Source organism: Streptomyces sp. NPDC037410, from assembly GCF_055602235.1.
On sequence record NZ_JBVJWR010000001.1, the window covers coordinates 523,571 to 540,407 of the forward strand.

General features: G+C 71.9%; 15 protein-coding genes. 2 read left to right on the forward strand and 13 right to left on the reverse strand.

The window, feature by feature from the left end; translation table 11 throughout:
• Positions 1–3 precede the first annotated feature (3 nt).
• The 6 genes from rplS to ACZ7HT_RS02460 all read right to left on the reverse strand — a co-directional run bounded on the left by rplS (position 4) and on the right by ACZ7HT_RS02460 (position 3,399).
• Positions 4–354: a 50S ribosomal protein L19 gene (rplS, locus tag ACZ7HT_RS02435; RefSeq protein WP_317874030.1), complete on the reverse strand. Its 351-nt coding sequence runs from the start codon at positions 352–354 to the stop codon at positions 4–6.
• A gap of 127 nt (positions 355–481) precedes the next feature.
• Complete coding sequence (trmD, locus tag ACZ7HT_RS02440; protein WP_471158870.1) at positions 482–1,303, reverse strand: tRNA (guanosine(37)-N1)-methyltransferase TrmD; 822 nt, start codon at positions 1,301–1,303, stop codon at positions 482–484.
• A complete protein-coding gene (gene rimM, locus ACZ7HT_RS02445; RefSeq protein ID WP_471158872.1) occupies positions 1,300–1,854 on the reverse strand; it encodes a ribosome maturation factor RimM in 555 nt (184 codons plus the stop codon). The genes trmD and rimM overlap by 4 nt, the downstream gene beginning before the upstream one ends.
• Positions 1,855–1,965: 111 nt before the next feature.
• Positions 1,966–2,205 (reverse strand): RNA-binding protein, encoded by a 240-nt coding sequence (locus ACZ7HT_RS02450; RefSeq protein ID WP_020868149.1) that lies wholly within the window; start codon positions 2,203–2,205, stop codon positions 1,966–1,968.
• A 2-nt stretch (positions 2,206–2,207) separates the two neighbouring features.
• Positions 2,208–2,651: a 30S ribosomal protein S16 gene (gene rpsP, locus ACZ7HT_RS02455; protein ID WP_015036470.1), complete on the reverse strand. Its 444-nt coding sequence runs from the start codon at positions 2,649–2,651 to the stop codon at positions 2,208–2,210.
• Positions 2,652–2,805: 154 nt separating this feature from the next.
• Positions 2,806–3,399: a hypothetical protein gene (locus tag ACZ7HT_RS02460; protein WP_030690647.1), complete on the reverse strand. Its 594-nt coding sequence runs from the start codon at positions 3,397–3,399 to the stop codon at positions 2,806–2,808.
• A 378-nt stretch (positions 3,400–3,777) separates the two neighbouring features.
• Between ACZ7HT_RS02460 and ACZ7HT_RS02465 the strand changes: the two genes are divergently transcribed.
• Positions 3,778–4,503, forward strand: a complete 726-nt coding sequence (locus tag ACZ7HT_RS02465; protein ID WP_471158875.1) for a methyltransferase domain-containing protein — start codon at positions 3,778–3,780, stop codon at positions 4,501–4,503.
• A 4-nt stretch (positions 4,504–4,507) separates the two neighbouring features.
• Here the strand turns inward: ACZ7HT_RS02465 and ftsH are convergent, their stop codons facing one another.
• The 6 genes from ftsH to nsdA form a co-directional block, all read right to left on the reverse strand.
• Positions 4,508–6,475 carry an ATP-dependent zinc metalloprotease FtsH gene (gene ftsH / locus ACZ7HT_RS02470; protein ID WP_471158877.1) on the reverse strand — a complete coding sequence of 656 codons (1,968 nt, stop codon included), beginning with the start codon at positions 6,473–6,475 and terminating at the stop codon, positions 4,508–4,510.
• 140 nt (positions 6,476–6,615) lie between these two features.
• The gene (gene ffh / locus ACZ7HT_RS02475; RefSeq protein ID WP_471158879.1) at positions 6,616–8,169 is read right to left on the reverse strand and encodes a signal recognition particle protein; all 1,554 of its coding nucleotides are present in this window, start codon (positions 8,167–8,169) and stop codon (positions 6,616–6,618) included.
• A gap of 132 nt (positions 8,170–8,301) precedes the next feature.
• A complete protein-coding gene (locus tag ACZ7HT_RS02480) occupies positions 8,302–10,743 on the reverse strand; it encodes a [protein-PII] uridylyltransferase (protein ID WP_471158881.1) in 2,442 nt (813 codons plus the stop codon).
• 20 nt (positions 10,744–10,763) lie between these two features.
• On the reverse strand, positions 10,764–11,102 hold the full coding sequence (locus tag ACZ7HT_RS02485; protein ID WP_116158629.1) for a P-II family nitrogen regulator: 339 nt from the start codon (positions 11,100–11,102) through the stop codon (positions 10,764–10,766).
• Positions 11,099–12,445 (reverse strand): ammonium transporter, encoded by a 1,347-nt coding sequence (locus ACZ7HT_RS02490; RefSeq protein WP_471158883.1) that lies wholly within the window; start codon positions 12,443–12,445, stop codon positions 11,099–11,101. The genes ACZ7HT_RS02485 and ACZ7HT_RS02490 overlap by 4 nt, the downstream gene beginning before the upstream one ends.
• A 417-nt stretch (positions 12,446–12,862) precedes the next feature.
• Positions 12,863–14,338: a transcriptional repressor NsdA gene (nsdA, locus tag ACZ7HT_RS02495; protein WP_471158885.1), complete on the reverse strand. Its 1,476-nt coding sequence runs from the start codon at positions 14,336–14,338 to the stop codon at positions 12,863–12,865.
• 428 nt (positions 14,339–14,766) lie between these two features.
• On the opposite strand from nsdA, the gene ACZ7HT_RS02500 reads away from it, so the two are divergent.
• Positions 14,767–15,420, forward strand: a complete 654-nt coding sequence (locus ACZ7HT_RS02500; RefSeq protein WP_471158887.1) for a bifunctional DNA primase/polymerase — start codon at positions 14,767–14,769, stop codon at positions 15,418–15,420.
• Between the two features lie 61 nt (positions 15,421–15,481).
• Here the strand turns inward: ACZ7HT_RS02500 and ftsY are convergent, their stop codons facing one another.
• Positions 15,482–16,693 carry a signal recognition particle-docking protein FtsY gene (gene ftsY, locus ACZ7HT_RS02505; RefSeq protein ID WP_471158889.1) on the reverse strand — a complete coding sequence of 404 codons (1,212 nt, stop codon included), beginning with the start codon at positions 16,691–16,693 and terminating at the stop codon, positions 15,482–15,484.
• Between the last annotated feature and the right edge of the window lie 144 nt (positions 16,694–16,837).

A 16,837-nucleotide genomic window follows, 5' to 3' on the forward strand; every position in this document is an offset into this window, starting at 1 on the left:
GGCTCAGCGGTCGCGCTTCTCCTTGATCTTGGCAGCCTTGCCGCGCAGCTCACGCAGGTAGTAGAGCTTGGCGCGACGGACGTCACCGCGGGTCACGAGCTCGATCTTCTCGAAGATCGGGCTGTTGACCGGGAAGGTACGCTCGACGCCGACGGAGAACGAGACCTTGCGGACCGTGAAGGTCTCGCTGACGCCCGAGCCCTGGCGGCGGATGACGACACCCTTGAACTGCTGGATACGGGAGCGGTTGCCCTCGATGACGCGCACGTGGACGTTCACGGTGTCGCCGGGACGGAAGGCGGGGAGGTCGGAGCGGAGCGCGGCCGCGTTGACCTGGTCGAGCAGGGAGGCCATGGAGGTCTCTTTCCTCGCTGATGCCACAGGTCATCAGCGGTACGTACGAATGATGGGGAGCGTCGTCCGGTTCTGGCGGCGTCGGTCCCCCTGTGGCAGGGGCGCGCGCCGGACGGACGACAGCGGCTTATTCTTCCACGTCCTCGACCCTGCGCCAAAATCGGCCGCCGGGCTCGGGCGCCCATCCCATCATCGAGAGGACCTCGCGGTCCTTCTTGTCGAAGGCGGACGGGTCGCAGCGCTCGATGAGGTCGGGCCGGTTGGCGGCCGTACGACGGAAGGCCTCGTCGCGACGCCAGCGGGCGATCTTGCCGTGGTGCCCGCTGAGGAGCACATCGGGGATGCCCCGGCCGCGCCACTCGGGGGGCTTGGTGTAGACGGGGCCTTCCAGGAGGTTGGCCATGGCGCCGGGGGCGAAGGAGTCGTCACGGTGGGACTCGGCGTTGCCGAGGACGCCGGGCAGCAGGCGGGCGACGGCCTCGGTGATGACGAGGACGGCCGCTTCGCCGCCGGCGAGCACATAGTCGCCGATGGAGACCTCGTAGACCGGCATCCGGGTCGCGTACTCGTCCATGACGCGCCGGTCGATGCCCTCGTAGCGGGCGGGCGTGAAGATCAGCCAGGGCCGCTCGGAGAGCTCGACGGCGAGCTCCTGGGTGAAGGGGCGGCCGCTCGGGGTGGGGACGACCATGACCGGGCCGTGCGCGCCGGCCTCGTAGCCGTCGGCGAGGGCCTGGTCGAGCGCGTCGCCCCAGGGCTCGGTCTTCATGACCATGCCGGGTCCGCCGCCGTAGGGGGTGTCGTCGACCGTGTTGTGCCGGTCGTACGTCCAGTCGCGCAGGTGGTGCACATGGACGTCGAGCTGTCCACGCGCGCGTGCCTTGCCGACGAGGGAGACGTTCAGCGGTTCGAGGTACTCGGGGAAGATCGTGACGACGTCGAGCCTCATGCCTGCTCCTCGCCGTCGTCCCGGGAGGAGACGATCTCGGCGCGGTCGTCGATCAGGCCGGGCGGCGGGTCGATCACGGCCCGCTGCTCCTCCAGGTCGATCTCGGTGACGATCTCGGAGACGAAGGGGATCAGCAGCTCGGTGCCGTCGGGGCGCTCGACGATGAAGAGGTCCTGGGACGGCAGGTGGGAGATCTCGGTGATCCTGCCGATCTCGGTGCCGTCGGCGAGGACCACGTCGAGGTCCATGAGCTGGTGGTCGTAGTACTCGTCCTCCTCCTCGGGCATCTCCGTGGGGTCGACCTCGGCAATGAGGAGGGTGTTGCGCAGCGCCTCGGCGGCGTTGCGGTCGCGGACGCCCACGAAGCGCAGCAGCAGACGGCCGCTGTGCACCTTGCCGCTCGCGATGGTCAGCGGCCCGGCGGAGGCCGGGTCGGTCATCAGCACGGCACCGGGGCCGAGCCTGAGCTCGGGCTCGTCCGTCCGCACCTCGACGGTGACCTCGCCCTTGATGCCGTGGGCGCGGCCGATGCGCGCGACTACCAACTGCACTGCTCCACACTCTCCTGTCACACAGCTCGTACGTACGACAACGGGCCGGGGTGGGCTCTTCAGCCCTCCCCGGCCCGTGCCGGCACAACTAAGGTGATGCTGCCGACCTGCTCAGCGGACCTGGTCCACGTCGACGAGGTCGACGCGGATCCCCCGTCCGCCGATGGCACCCACGACGGTGCGCAGCGCACGCGCGGTGCGGCCGTTACGGCCGATCACCTTGCCGAGGTCGTCGGGGTGGACCCGGACCTCCAGCACGCGGCCCCGGCGCAGGTTGCGCGAGGCGACCTGCACCTCGTCGGGGTTGTCGACGATGCCCTTCACGAGGTGCTCGAGAGCCTCCTCGAGCATGATCAGGCCTCGGTCGACTCGGTGGACGCGGCCTCGGCCTCGTCCGCCTTCTTGTCGGCCTTCTTGGCCTTCGGGGTGATGGCCTCACCCTTGTCGTCGCCGCCCTCGAGGGTCTTCGCGAACTCGTCGAACGAGGCGCGCTTCGCCTCCTTCGTGGCGGGGACGAGCAGAGCCTTCTCGGGGGCCGGCAGACCCTTGTGCTTCTGCCAGTCGCCGGTGAGCTTCAGGATGGCGAGAACCGGCTCGGTCGGCTGGGCGCCGACGGACAGCCAGTACTGCGCACGCTCGGAGTCGACCTCGATACGCGACGGGTTGTACGTCGGGTGGTAGAGGCCGATCTCCTCGATCGCGCGACCGTCACGACGGGTGCGCGAGTCGGCGACGACGATGCGGTAGTGCGGCTGGCGGATCTTGCCGAGGCGCTTGAGCTTGATCTTGACTGCCACTGAAGTGGTGTCTCCTGGTCTTGACGTGGTTGGGCACTTGAGATGCCACGTGGGGTTGCGGTACTCGGATGCCCGATGGACGCGTCAGCCGGAGGAGAGAGGGGTCCTGTGCGACTGTCGAGTACAGCTAGCCATTGTGCCACACGCCGCCGACTCAGTTGGCGGCGCCCACTGTCTCTGGGATACGGAAGGGCTTGCCGCAGCCGCCGCAGACGATCGGGGCCTGGGCCAGCACCGACGGGACCACGCGCACGTTGCGCCCGCAGTCGCAGACGGCCTTGACGCGCACGCCGCCGCCCGAGGAGCCGTGCCGGGCGGCCGGTCCGCGGAAGGAGCGCTTGGTGTCGGCGGCCGTGGCGACCGTGTGCGCCTTGAGGGCGCGCTGGAGCCGCTCGATGGTGGGCCGGTAGCGGCGCCTGGCCTCGGGGTTGAGCGTGACCAGGGAGAAGCCGCTGCTGGCGTGCGGCTCCTCGGGGTGGTCGAGGCCCATCTCCTCGGCGATCGCGAGGAATCTGCGGTTGTGGTAGCGGCCGGCGCGGGAGGTGTCGCGGACACCTCGGGCGGCGGCGATGCCGTGGACTGCCTCGTGGAGCAGTCGCTCGAAGGAGAGCTCGGCGCCACAGGCGGACGAGGACTCTCCGATCAGGGACTCGGGCGCGGCAAGATCGGGCAGCTCGGGGTGGTGCCGCTGAATGTCGGCCCACGCCTGTGCCAGCTCTGCGGCGAGAACAGGGGGTGTCGTGCTCACGTCGCGTACAACGAGCCGGAGTGCCCCCGGGTTCCATTCCGGGGCAACTCAAATATTTTGCACTTACCCGTCAGTTGCCCGTGATGTGTCCCGACGCGGGCCAGTGCCCCGATCTGCGGAGAAGTCACGCAGGGATCGTCAAGCCGGTGCGTAGTGGCGCATACGCCCCGGCGCGTGGCCGCGGTGCGCGCGCCCCCGGGGGGCCGGAGCGGCCCGGGGGATGTTGCGAGGACATTACCGGCTCCGGAGGCAAGGCGGCGCACCGCGCCCCTCGCCCCCGGGCCAATCGGTCCGGCCCGAGCACTGGACGCGGCCCGGGAAGCGCAGTTCCCTGACTACGGGGGGCTGTCGTCCGAGCACGGATTGGGGCGCTTTTCCATGACACCTACGCTCGTCCCGCACCACCCCGCGCGCGACTGGGCCGAGATCCAGGAACGCATGCTTGTCCCGCTGTACGAGGCGGTGTACGACCGCCTCGGCGTGGGCGCGGGTACCCGGCTGCTCGGCCTGGGCTGCGGCTCCGGGCTCGCCCTCCTGATGGCGGCGGCACGGGGCGCGCGGGTCGCCGGCGCGGACCGGGACCACGCGCGCGTGGAGCTGGCGCGGGAGCGGCTGCCGGAGGGCGTCACGGTCACGGAGGAGCCGCCGGAGGACCTTCCGTACGACGTGGTCACGGCCTTCCACGCGACGGACGGGACCCTCCCCGGACTGCGGACTCTCACCCGTTCGGCCCAACCGGGCACGGCGGTCGTCCTCGCCGGTTGGGGGCCGCCGGAGCGGTGCGCCACGGAGCCGGTGCTGCGGGTCGCGGCCCGCCTCGCGGACCACGGGCCCACGCCGGGACCCGACCTGGACGCGCTGCTGACCGGGGCGGGACTGCGACCGGCCGGCTCGGGGCGCGTGGCCTGCCCCTTCGGCTACGCGGACGAGGACAGCGCGGTCCGCGGGCTGCTCTCGACGGGCGCCTTCGACGAGGCGGTCCGCACGACGGACCTCACCCAGGTGGAGAAGGAGATCGAGGAGGCCCTCTCCCCGTACGTCCGCCCCGACGGGACGGTCTGGATGCCGAACGTCTTCCGATACGTGGTCGCCCGGGTGGGGTAGTCCGTCAGGTCTTGGATCCAGGATCCGGGAGGTTGGATCCAGGATCCTGTTCCTCCCCCTCCCGCTCCCCCCGCGTGATCCCCGCCGCGCGGTACGCCGCTTCCTCCTCCAGGGTCTCGTTGGCCAGGAGGGCCTCGGCGAGGGCGTCCAGTTGGTCGCGGTGCTCGCGGAGTTGGCGTACCGCGCTCTCGTAGCACTCGTCGACGATCCGGCGCATCTCGTGGTCGACGGCGTCGAGGGTCGCGGGGGCGGCGGAGAGCCCGTACGCCTGCTGGGCGTCGCTCGGGATGGCGGTGAGGCGGCCGACGCGCTCGCTCATGCCCCAGCGGCCGGCCATGCCCCGGGCGATGTTGGTGACCTGTTCGAGGTCGCTCTCCGCGCCGGTGGTGATGACGCCGAAGACGACCTGCTCGGCCGCCATCCCGCCGAGGGCGCCGATGATCCGGCCGCGCAGGTAGTCCTCGGTGTAGGCGTACTTGTCGGAGTCGGGGGTCGACAGGGTGACGCCGAGGGCCCGGCCGCGCGGCACGATGGTGATCTTGCGGACCGGGTCGGCGCCGGGCTGGAGCATGCCGAGGAGGGCGTGCCCGCTCTCGTGGTACGCGGTCCGGCGCCGCTCCTCCAGGGGCATCACGAGCGGCCGTTCGGCGCCGAGCTGGACCTTCTCCAGGGCGTCGGACAGATCGGACCGGGTGACGGCCCGCTGCTCGCGCTTGACGGCGAGGAGCGCGGCCTCGTTGGCGAGGTTGGCGAGCTCGGCGCCGGTCATGCCGGGGGTGGTGCGGGCGACGTGCGCCAGGTCGACGTCCTTGGCGAGCGGGATCTCCCGGGTGTGGATCTTGAGGATGGCCTCGCGGCCGCCCCGGTCGGGCGGGTTGACGTGGACGATCCGGTCGAAGCGGCCCGGCCGGGTGAGGGCCGGGTCGAGGACGTCGGCGCGGTTGGTCGCGGCGAGGACGATGACGCCCTCGGAGCCGGTGAAGCCGTCCATCTCGGTGAGGATCTGGTTGAGGGTCTGCTCGCGCTCGTCGTGCCCGCCCATCCCGGACCCGCCGCCCCGGGCCCGGCCGATGGTGTCGATCTCGTCGATGAAGATGATCGCGGGGGCGACCTTGCGGGCCTCGGCGAACAGCTCGCGGACCCGGGAGGCGCCGACGCCCACGATCATCTCGATGAACTCGGACGCGGAGGCCGAGAAGAACGGCACCCCCGCCTCGCCCGCGACGGCCCGCGCGAGCAGGGTCTTGCCGGTGCCGGGAGGGCCCGCGAGGAGCACACCGCGGGGCATCTTGGCGCCCATCTCGCGGTAGGCCTGCGGGTTCTTCAGGAAGTCGACGACGTCGTTGAGCTCGCCCTCGACCTCGTCGATGCCGGCGACGTCCTGGAAGGTGGTGCGCTTGCCGCCCTCCAGCTCGACCGGCTTCGGCGGCTGCTTGCGGCCGAGCATCCCGCCCGCGCCGCCCATGCCCGTGCGCATCCGGCGGGCGATGAACACCCACAGCACGACCAGCAGCAGCATCGGCGCGAGGGAGATCAGGAGGTTGGCGAGGAAACTGCGCTCCTGGACGACGGGCTGCGCGGTGACCGTGACGTTCTGCTTGGTCAGCTGCGCCCACAGGTCGTCGTCGGCGAAGGCGGGCCGCTGGGTCTGGAACTTGGTGTAGTCGCCGTCGCCGTCGGGGATGGGCTGCTTGTTCTTCAGCTGGCCCTGGATCGCGTCCCCCTTGGAGTAGATCTTGGTGACGTTCCCGGCGGCGACCTGCTTGTCGAACTCGGTGTACGAGATCGTCGGCCCGTCGCCCTCGTTGAAGAACGACAGCACGATGTTGGCGATCAGGTAGACGATCAGCGCCGTGAGGATGAGACCGCCCCAGCCCCCCGGCATCCGCTTCTTCGGCGACGGGGGCGGCGGGGCCCCTTCCGAGCGCCAGGGCTGGTCGGTCCGGTCGCGCGGGGGTACGGGGTTGGCCACGTGGCTCTCCTCGGGGCGGCAGTGGCCCCAGTATCGAAGAACTGATCAAACCCGGCATTACGGGTGGGCTGACCGTACGAAAAGGGGCCCGGGGCGGTTTCGCACCGCCCCGGGCCCCTCACAACCTCACACCGGACTGATCAGCCCATGAACTTCTTGAACTCGTCCGGGAGCTCGAAGTCCTTCGGGGCCTGACCCGCCGCGGGGAGACCGAAGGCGCCGCCCGCCTGGGCCTGCTCGCGGCGCTCGGCCGCGGCCTGCTCCTCGGCCTTCCGCTTCATCGGGTTGCCGCTCTTGCGCTTGCCCTTGGCCTGCTTGACCTGCTTCTTCTGCCGGCCGGGGCCGCCGCCCATGCCCGGGATGCCGGGCATCCCCGGCATGCCGCCGCCCTGCGCCATGCGGGACATCATCTTGCGGGCCTCGAAGAACCGCTCGACCAGGCCCTTGACCGCGCTGACCTCGACGCCGGAACCCTTGGCGATACGGGCACGCCGGGAGCCGTTGATGATGGTCGGGTCCTGGCGCTCGGCCGGGGTCATCGACTTGATGATGGCGCCGACGCGGTCGACCTCCCGCTCGTCGATGTTGGCGATCTGCTCCTTCATCTGGCCCATGCCGGGCAGCATCCCGAGCAGCTTCGAGATGGAGCCCATCTTGCGGACCTGCTCCATCTGCGCCAGGAAGTCGTCGAGCGTGAAGCCCTCGCCCTTCTTCGAGGCGAGCTTCGAGGCCATCTTGGCGGCCTCTTCCTCGTCGAAGGTCTGCTGCGCCTTCTCGATGAGGGAGAGCATGTCGCCCATGCCGAGGATGCGGGACGCCATGCGGTCCGGGTGGAACGCGTCGAAGTCGTCCAGCTTCTCGCCGTTGGAGGCGAACATGATCTGCTTGCCGGTGACGTGCGCGATGGAGAGCGCGGCACCACCGCGGGCGTCGCCGTCGAGCTTGGAGAGCACGACGCCGTCGAAGCCGACGCCGTCGCGGAAGGCCTCGGCGGTGTTGACCGCGTCCTGACCGATCATGGCGTCGACGACGAAGAGGACCTCGTCGGGGCTGACGGCGTCGCGGATGTCCGCGGCCTGCTGCATCAGCTCCTGGTCGATGCCGAGGCGGCCGGCGGTGTCGACGATGACGACGTCGTACAGCTTGGTCCGCGCGTACTCGATCGAGTCCTTCGCGACCTGGACCGGGTCACCGACGCCGTTGCCCGGCTGCGGGCCGTAGAAGGCGACGCCGGCGCGGTCGGCGACGACGGAGAGCTGGTTGACGGCGTTGGGGCGCTGGAGGTCGCACGCGACGAGCAGCGGCGAGTGGCCCTGACTCTTCAGCCAGACACCGAGCTTTCCGGCGAGGGTGGTCTTACCGGCACCCTGGAGACCGGCGAGCATGATCACGGTCGGCGCGGTCTTGGCGAACCGGAGCCTGCGGGTCTCGCCACCGAGGATGGCGATCAGCTCGTCGTTGACGATCTTGATGACCTGCTGGGCGGGGTTCAGGGCCTGGGAGACCTCCGAGCCCAGCGAGCGCTCCTTGACCTGCTTGATGAAGGCGCGGACGACCGGCAGGGCGACATCCGCTTCGAGCAGCGCGATACGGATCTCGCGCGCGGTGGCGTCGATGTCCGCCTCGGACAGACGGCCCTTGCCGCGGAGGTTCTTGAAGGTCGCTGCAAGGCGGTCGGAGAGGGTATCGAACACGGCGGTCGCGGATCCTCGTCGGTGTCGGGGGCGGTCGGGTTGCCCTCCAGGGTATCGGGCCGCTCGAAGTGTGTGCCCCCGCCCGCCGAATCCGGCGCGCGGAGGCGGCAGGGGCGCGGTCGGCTCAGGGGCTCACCCCAGCGCCTCCTCCAGTGCCCGGGCCAGGTCGATCGCCTCCTCGTCCGGAAGGAGCGAGCCGTCCGGGCGGGTCACGTACAGGGTGTCGACGGCGTTGGCGCCCAGGGTGGAGACGTGGGCGCTGCGGACCCGTACCGTCGCGCCTTCCAGGGCGCGGCCGATGCGGTGGAGGAGGCCGGGGGCGTCCTGGGCGCGGACCTCGATGACGGTGGCGAGGCGGGAGTCGGCGGCGGCGACGGTGACGCGGGGCGGTGGCGCGGCCAGGCCCCGGCGGCGCGGGTAGGCGGCCTCGCGTTCGGCGAGGCGGGCGGGGATGTCGAGGGAGCCGTCGAGGGCGCGGACGAGGTCGGCGCGGAGCCGGGCGGCCTCGGGCAGGGAGCCGTACTCGGCGGCGACGCGCCAGTCGAGGACGAGGACGGAGCCGGAGCCCAGGCCGGTGGGGAGTTCGACGGCGCGGAGGTCGGCGGCGCGGACGGTGAGCCGGTGGAGGGCGAGGACCCCGGCGACGGCGGGCAGGACGCCGGGCTGGTCGGGCAGGGCGATGAGGAGTTCGACGCCGACGGGTTCGGGGCCCTCCGGCTCCGCGACGACGGGTTCGGTACGCAGGGCAAGGACGGGTTCGCCCGTGCGCAGGGCCTCGATCGCGAGGCGTTCCTGTTCGGCGCTGGGGGCGGCGGCCTCGGGGTCGGGCAGGGGTGCGCCCGCGAGGACGCCGGCGACGCGTTTGACCAGGTCGGCGACCAGTGAGGCGCGCCAGGAGGACCAGGCGGCGGGGCCGGTGGCGAGGGCGTCGGCCTCGGTGAGGGCGTGCAGGAGCTCCAGGGTGCCGAGGGTGCCGACGGCGGTGGCGACGGACTGGATGGTGGCGGGGTCGTCGAGGTCGCGCCGGGTGGCGGTCTCGACGAGGAGCAGGTGGTGGCGGACGGCGGTGGCGATGACGGCGGTGTCGGTGCGGTCGAAGCCGATGCGGGCGGCGAGGTCGCGGGCGATGGTCTCGCCGGCGACGGAGTGGTCGCCGGGCCAGCCCTTGCCGATGTCGTGGAGGAGGGCGGCGACGAGGAGGAGGTCGGGGCGGCCGACGCGGCGGGTGAGGGAGGAGGCGCGGACGGCGGTCTCGACGAGGTGCCGGTCGACGGTCCAGGTGTGGACGGGGTTGCGCTGGGGGCGGCAGCGGACGCGCTCCCAGTCGGGCAGGAGCCGGCTGATCAGCCCTTCGGCCTCCAGGGCCTCCCAGACGGGGACGGTGGCCTCGCCCGCGCCGAGGAGGGTGACGAGCTCCTCGCGGGCCTCGGCGGGCCAGGGCACGGGCAGGGGCCGGGCGGCGGCCGCGAGGCGGCGTACGGCGTGGAGGGAGATCGGGAGGGCGGACTGGGCGGCCGCGGCGGCGGCCCGCAGGGGCAGGACGGGGTCGCGCTCGGGTTTGGCGCTGAGGGCGAGGACGGCCTCGCCGTCCATCTCGACGACGCCCTCGGCGAGCGGGCTGCGCTCGACGGGGGGCTTCGCGCCGCCCCTGCCAAGGAGGGAGCGGAGCCGGGGGCGGGCGGAGCGGGCCTTGAGGACGCGGTTGACCTCGCGCCAGGTGACGTCGGTGGCGTACGAGATGGTCCGGGCGGCCTCGTACACCTCGCGGAGCAGGGTGTCGGCGTCGAGGAGGCCGAGTCCGGTGGCGACGGCGTCCTGTTCCTGGAGGGCGAGCCGGTCGGTGGCGCGGCCGGTGGCGAGGTGGAGGGCGTCGCGGGCGTCGAGGAGGCGGCGGCGGGCGGTGTCGAGGCCTTCGCGGGGGGCGTCGGCGACCCAGGAGGCGGCGACGGCGCGCAGCACCTGGGCGTCGCGGAGGCCGCCCCTTGCCTCCTTGAGGTCGGGTTCGAGGAGGTACTGCAGCTCGCCCACGCGCTCGGCGCGCTCCCGGCAGAGCGCGTCGAGTTCGGGGAGGCGCCGGGGGGCCTGGTTGCGCCAGTCGGCGAGGACGGTGGTGCGCAGGGCGGCGACGAGTCCGGCGTCGCCGGCGACGGTGCGGGCGTCGAGGAGCCCGAGGTGGGCCTTGAGGTCCTCGCCCGCGGTGGCGCGGGCTTCGGCGGGGGTGCGGACGGAGTGGTCGAGGGCGAGGCCGAGGTCCCAGACGGGGTACCAGATCCGGTCGGCGAGGGCGGCGACGGCGGCCTTGTCGGCGGTGCCGTCGTGGAGCAGAAGGAGGTCGAGGTCGCTGCGCGGGGAGAGTTCGGCGCGCCCGTAGCCTCCGACGGCGACGAGGGCGGTCCCGCGGGGCGGGGCGGCGGCGGCGAAGAGGGCGGCCAGCCAGTCGTCGGTGAGCCGGGCGAGGGCGGCACGGCGCGGCGGCCCGGGCCGCTCCTTCTCCTGGAGGAGGAGCAGCCGGGCCGCCGCGTAGCCGTCGGGGCCGGTGTCTTCGGTCTCTTCGCCTGCTTCGAGGTTCGTCACCCGGCGGCTCCCATCCGTGCTTACAGTGCGTCCGGTCCGCGTTCGCCGGTGCGGACCCGTACGGCGGTCTCGACCGGCACGCTCCACACCTTGCCGTCTCCGATCTTGCCGGTACGGGCGGCCTTCACGACGACGTCGATGAGCTGTTCGGCGTCCTCGTCCTCGACGAGGACCTCGACGCGGATCTTGGGGACCAGGTCGACGGTGTACTCGGCGCCCCGGTAGACCTCGGTGTGGCCGCGCTGGCGGCCGTATCCGCTGGCCTCGGTGACGGTGAGGCCGTGGACGCCGAAGGCCTGGAGGGCCTCCTTGATCTCGTCGAGCCGGTGCGGCTTCACGACCGCGGTGATGAGCTTCATGCGTCGACCTTCGTGTTCTGCGCGGGGGCGGCGGCGGGTGCGGCGGCGGTGCGCGGGGCGATGCCGCCGCCGGCTCCGCTGAAGTCGTACGCGGTCTCGGCGTGCTCGACCTGGTCGATGCCGGAGACCTCGTCGTCCTCGCTGACGCGCATCCCCATGGTCTTGTCGATGATCAGGGCGAGGATCGCGGAGGCGATGAGGGAGTAGGCGAGGACGGCGAAGACGCCGACGGCCTGCTTGCCGAGCTGTTCCAGGCCGCCGCCGTAGAAGAGGCCCTTGGCGTCGGACTGGACGCCGCCGGTGGCGAAGAGGCCGACGAGGAGGGAGCCGAGGACACCGCCGACGAGGTGGACGCCGACGACGTCGAGGGAGTCGTCGTAGCCGAACTTGTACTTGAGGCCGACGGCCATGGCGCAGAGGAGGCCGGCGATGGCGCCGATGGCGATCGCGCCGAGCGGGGAGCAGGAGCCGCCGGAGGGGGTGATGGCGACGAGGCCGGCGACCGCGCCGGAGGCGGCGCCGAGGGTGGTGAAGGAGCCGTGGCGGATCTTCTCGTACGCGAGCCAGGCGAGCATGGCGGCGGCGGTGGCGACCTGCGTGTTGACGAACATCACGGCGCCGACGCCGTCGTCGTTGCCGAGCCAGGAGCCGGCGTTGAAGCCGAACCAGCCGAACCAGAGGAGACCGGCGCCGAGCATGACCAGCGGGAGGCTGTGCGGGCGCATCGGGTCCTTCTTGAAGCCGACGCGCTTGCCGATGACGAGGATCACGCCGAGGGCGGCGGCGCCGGCGTTGATGTGGACGGCGGTGCCGCCGGCGAAGTCGATGACGCCCATCTCGAAGAGCCAGCCGCCGGCGCCCCAGACCCAGTGGGCGACGGGGAAGTAGACGAGCGTGACCCAGAGGGTGATGAAGAGGGCCCAGGCGGTGAACTTGACGCGGTCGGCGAGGGCGCCGCTGATGAGGGCGGGCGTGATGATCGCGAACATCAGCTGGAAGACGGCGAAGACGTAGACCGGGATGGTGTAGCCGTCCCAGAGTTCGGTGATGCCGATGCCGCTGAGGCCGACGTAGTCGGAGGACCAGCCGATGAGCGAGCCGGAGTCGGTGCCGAAGGCGAGGCTGAAGCCGAAGAGCACCCAGAGGATCGTGACGATCCCGAGGCTGATGAAGCTCATCATCAGCATGTTGAGGGTGGACTTGACGCGGACCATGCCTCCGTAGAAGAAGGCGAGTGCCGGGGTCATCAGCATGACCAGGGCGGAGCAGATGAGCATGAACCCGGTGTTGGCGGCGGACAGCTGGGGGGCGTCTGCTGCCAGGGTCGTGATGGCTGGTGCCATCGGCGTCTCCTCGTCGTCGAAGCGGCCTGTGCGGGGCGGGGCCGGGGAGCGTCCGGCCTTGAGGGGTGGCCGGTTATGCGCCAGAGATTCGCGCAGCGCGGTTTCCGCCGATGCCGCTCGATGTTTCGGAGCCGTGACGAAGGGGTGGGGCGTGTTACGCGGCCGTGAACGCCAGAACACCCTCGGAACCTCACCCGCGACTACCGCGACCATCCATTGGCGAGCCACGACGGCGATCAGCCACATCCGCGAGAGCGGCGCCGGTTTAGGCGCACAAAGCGAGCCGGCCGCGCCGGGCGTCCGTGTGACCTTGCGGCGGGGGAGCCGAGTCGGGCTTTACGGGACGGCCGGCACGGCCGGGGTCTGTGCGGGCCCCACAGCGGGGCCGGGCGGGCCTCGGGGCCCTTTCCGGTGGGGTCAGACCGCTTCGGCGGCCTCGGGGAGGAGCTGGGTGAGCCGGTCGGTGAGCTGGACGACCTCGGCGACGTCGCTGTAGTTGCGGGCGGCGTGGTCGACGGTCTTGCGGAGCCGGGTGTTGACCCGCTCGGAGCGGATGCTGCGGGCGACTCCGAGGGCCTGCTCGGCGAGGACCACGGACTGCTCGGGCTCGCGCTTGAGGAGGTGGACGGTGGCCATGCCGATCAGGTTGAGCGCGTACGACCGCTGGTGGTCGGGGTCCTTCTCGAAGAGTTGGACGGCCCGCTCCATGACGGGCTCGGCCAGCGAGGCGTACGTCGGGGAGCGGCCCGCGACGTAGGCGAGGTCGCGGTAGGAGTGGGAGTTCTCGCCGTTGAGCTCGGCCTCGGAGAAGAAGCCGATCCAGTCGGGCTCGGGATCGCCGTCGAGGCCGACGTCGGCGAAGGTGTCCTCGGCCATCCGGACGGCCCGCTTGCACTTGGAGGGCTGCCCCATGTTGGCGTAGGCGCGGGCCTCCATCGCATACAGCATGGCCTGGGTGCGGGCGGTGGCGCAGTCCCGACTGCCGTACTGGGCGAGGTGGATGAGTTCGAGGGCGTCGTCGGGCCGGCCGAGGTGGATCATCTGGCGGCTCATCGAGGACAGGATGTACGAGCCGAGGGGCTTGTCGCCGGCCTCCTTGGCGGCGTGCAGGGCGAGCACGAAGTACTTCTGGGCGGTGGGCTGGAGTCCGACGTCGTAGCTCATCCAGCCGGCGAGCTCGGCGAGTTCGGCGGCGCAGGTGAAGAGGCGCTTGGCGGTGGCGGCGGGCTGGGGCTCCTGGAGGAGGTCGGTGACCTCGTGGAGCTGGCCGACGACCGCCTTGCGGCGCAGTCCGCCGCCGCACTGGGCGTCCCACTTGCGGAACATGGCGGTGGTGGACTCCAGGAGGTCGAGCTCGATCTCGGAGAGCCGGTTGGGGCGGCGGGAGTCCACCAGGGGCTCGGGGCGCTCGATGTCGCCGACGGGCGTGGGGACGAGCCAGCGCTGCATCGGTTCGATGAGGCCGGGTCCCGCGGCGAGCTGGAGCGAGGAGCCGAGGAAGCCCCGGCGGGCGAGCATGAGGTCGCTGCGGGAGAACTCGCTGAGCAGGGCGACGGTCTGCGGGCCGGCCCAGGGCAGGTCGACGCCGGAGACGGAGGGCGACTGGTGGGCGGTGCGCAGTCCGAGGTCCTCGACGGCGACGACGGAGCCGAAGCGCTCGGAGAAGAGCTCGGAGAGGATCCGCGGGATGGGCTCGCGGGGCTGCTCGCCGTCGAGCCAGCGGCGCACGCGCGAGGTGTCGGTGGAGATGTGGTGCGCGCCCATCTGGCGCGCCCTGCGGTTCACTTGGCGTGCCAGTTCGCCCTTCGACCAGCCGCTGCGCACGAACCACGAGCCCAGCTGCTCGTTCGGGCGCTTGCCGGCAGTCGTACCGTCTGCGCCGTTGCCGCTCACTGGAACGCCCCCATCCACCTGAAGAACCTGTCGTCCGAACCCCTATCAGAATGCCGCCTCTCGCGGCACCCGTCCGACGTTCGCACTCCTTCGAACTGGAAACCGGGTTGCCTCCGGCATACCCACGCGTGCTGTCGGTCCCGGGGGTTCGAGTACCGAAAGTAATCCTACGATCACCCCTCCACGAGGGCGATTCAAGAAACGCCACCATTCGCCACCCCTTCGAATGAACTCGCCGCGCGTGGAACGCGATTCACTTGACATGCGACGAACCGGAGTCGGCGGACCGAAGCGCGGAGAGGCGTGCGCCAGGGTCCGCGCCACCCCACGCACTACCGTGCGCCATTTTCGACGGACGGACGGTGACGAAGGGTGACGGCGGTGCTCCGGGTCGTAACCACCGGCGCGCTCGACCCGTTGGAGGGGGCATGGGTTTCACGATCGGCGGCATTCGTGAGATGCGGTCCGGCGCACGCCGCCGCGTACGCACCACGGAGTGCACAGCGGTGGCGGAGTACACGGGACTCTGGGGCTGGGACGTCGTCCCCGGCGTGCGGGCCGTCTCCGGCCGGTGCTCCTGCGGGGATCCGGCGTGCGCGGCCCCCGGCGCCCACCCCCTCGCGTTCGCGGAACCGGTCCCGGCCGGCGCCGGCCTCGACGACGCCACCAAGGCCTGGTCCGAGTATCCGGGCGCGGCGCTGCTCCTCCCGGTGGGCCGGGCCTTCGACGTGATCGAGGTCGCCGAGGCGGCCGGCCGGCGGGCGCTGGTGCGGCTTGAGCGCATGGGCCTCCCCCTGGGCCCGGTGTGCGCGACCCCGACCGGGCGGGCGCGGTTCTTCGTGGCCCCGGGCGCGGCGGCCGAGCTGCCGCAGCTGCTGTACCGGATGGGCTGGGACGACGCCGACCTGGACCTGCACTGTCTGGGCCCCGGTTCCCACATCACCGCTCCCCCGTCGGACCTGGGCGGGCTCGGCCCGGTGCGCTGGCTGCGGCCGCCGACCCTGGACACGGCGGGCTCGCCGCCGCAGGCCCGGCTGCTGCTCGGCACCCTGGCGTACATCTGCCATCGGACGCACTTCTGAGACATGCGGAAGGGCCCCCGCCACGAGGTGGTGGGGGCCCTTCCGCATGTCGTACGAGGCGTCAGTCGCCGATCAGGGCGTCGACGAAGGCGCCCGGCTCGAAGGGCGCCAGGTCGTCCGGGCCCTCGCCGAGGCCGACCAGCTTGACCGGGACGCCCAGCTCGCGCTGGACGGCGACGACGATGCCGCCCTTGGCGGTGCCGTCGAGCTTGGTCAGCACGATGCCGGTGATGTCCACGACCTCGGCGAAGACGCGGGCCTGGATCAGGCCGTTCTGGCCGGTGGTGGCGTCGAGGACGAGGAGGATCTCGTCGAGCGGGCCGTGCTTCTCGACGACGCGCTTGACCTTGCCGAGCTCGTCCATGAGGCCGGTCTTGGTGTGGAGCCGGCCGGCGGTGTCGATGAGGACGACGTCGGCCTTCTCGGCGATGCCCTCCTTGACCGCGTCGAAGGCGATCGACGCCGGGTCGCCGCCCTCGGGGCCGCGGACGGTGCGGGCGCCGACGCGCTCGCCCCAGGTCTGGAGCTGGTCGGCGGCGGCGGCGCGGAAGGTGTCCGCGGCGCCGAGGACGACGGACTTGCCGTCGGCGACGAGGACGCGGGCCAGCTTGCCGGTGGTGGTGGTCTTGCCGGTGCCGTTGACGCCGACGACCATGACCACGCCCGGGACGTCCTCGGGGCTCTCCGTCTTCACCGAGCGGTCGAAGTCGCCGAGGAGGGCGACGAGCTCCTCGCGGAGCAGGCCGCGCAGCTCGTCGGGGGTGCGGGTGCCGAGCACCTTGACGCGCTCGCGCAGCCGGTCGACGAGCTCCTGGGTGGGGGCGACGCCGACGTCGGCCGTGAGGAGGGTCTCCTCGATCTCCTCCCAGGTGTCCTCGTCGAGGTGCTCGCGGGACAGGAGCGTGAGCAGCCCCTTGCCGAGCGAGTTCTGGGAGCGGGCGAGCCGGGCCCGGAGCCGTACGAGACGGCCGGCGGTCGGCTCGGGGACCTCGATCTCGGGAGCGACGAGCTCCTCGACGAGGGGCTCCTCGACCGCGGCCGGGGCCTCGGCGGTGGGGAGCTCGACCTCCTCGACGGTGCGGCGCGGTTCCTCCCGCGGCGTCTCCGCCTCCTCGCCGACGTGCGGCTCTGCGGGCGGAGCGGTGATGGTCGGCGTGGTGGACGGCGGCTCGGCCGGCGGCAGCTGCTTCTTCTTGCGACCGCTGATCACGAGCCCGCTCGTCACGGCGACCGCGACGACCAGAGCGATGACTACAGCAAGGATGAGTTCCATAACCCTTCCAGTATGGCGTGATCCCGCCGGGTGCCCCCCGTGCCGGGCCGGGGCGCTCCGGGCGCGTCCCGGGCGTGACGGAGCCGTTCCCATCTGACGAGCCGTCAGCTACCGTCCCTCCCGCCGGTGCCGTCCGCCACGGAG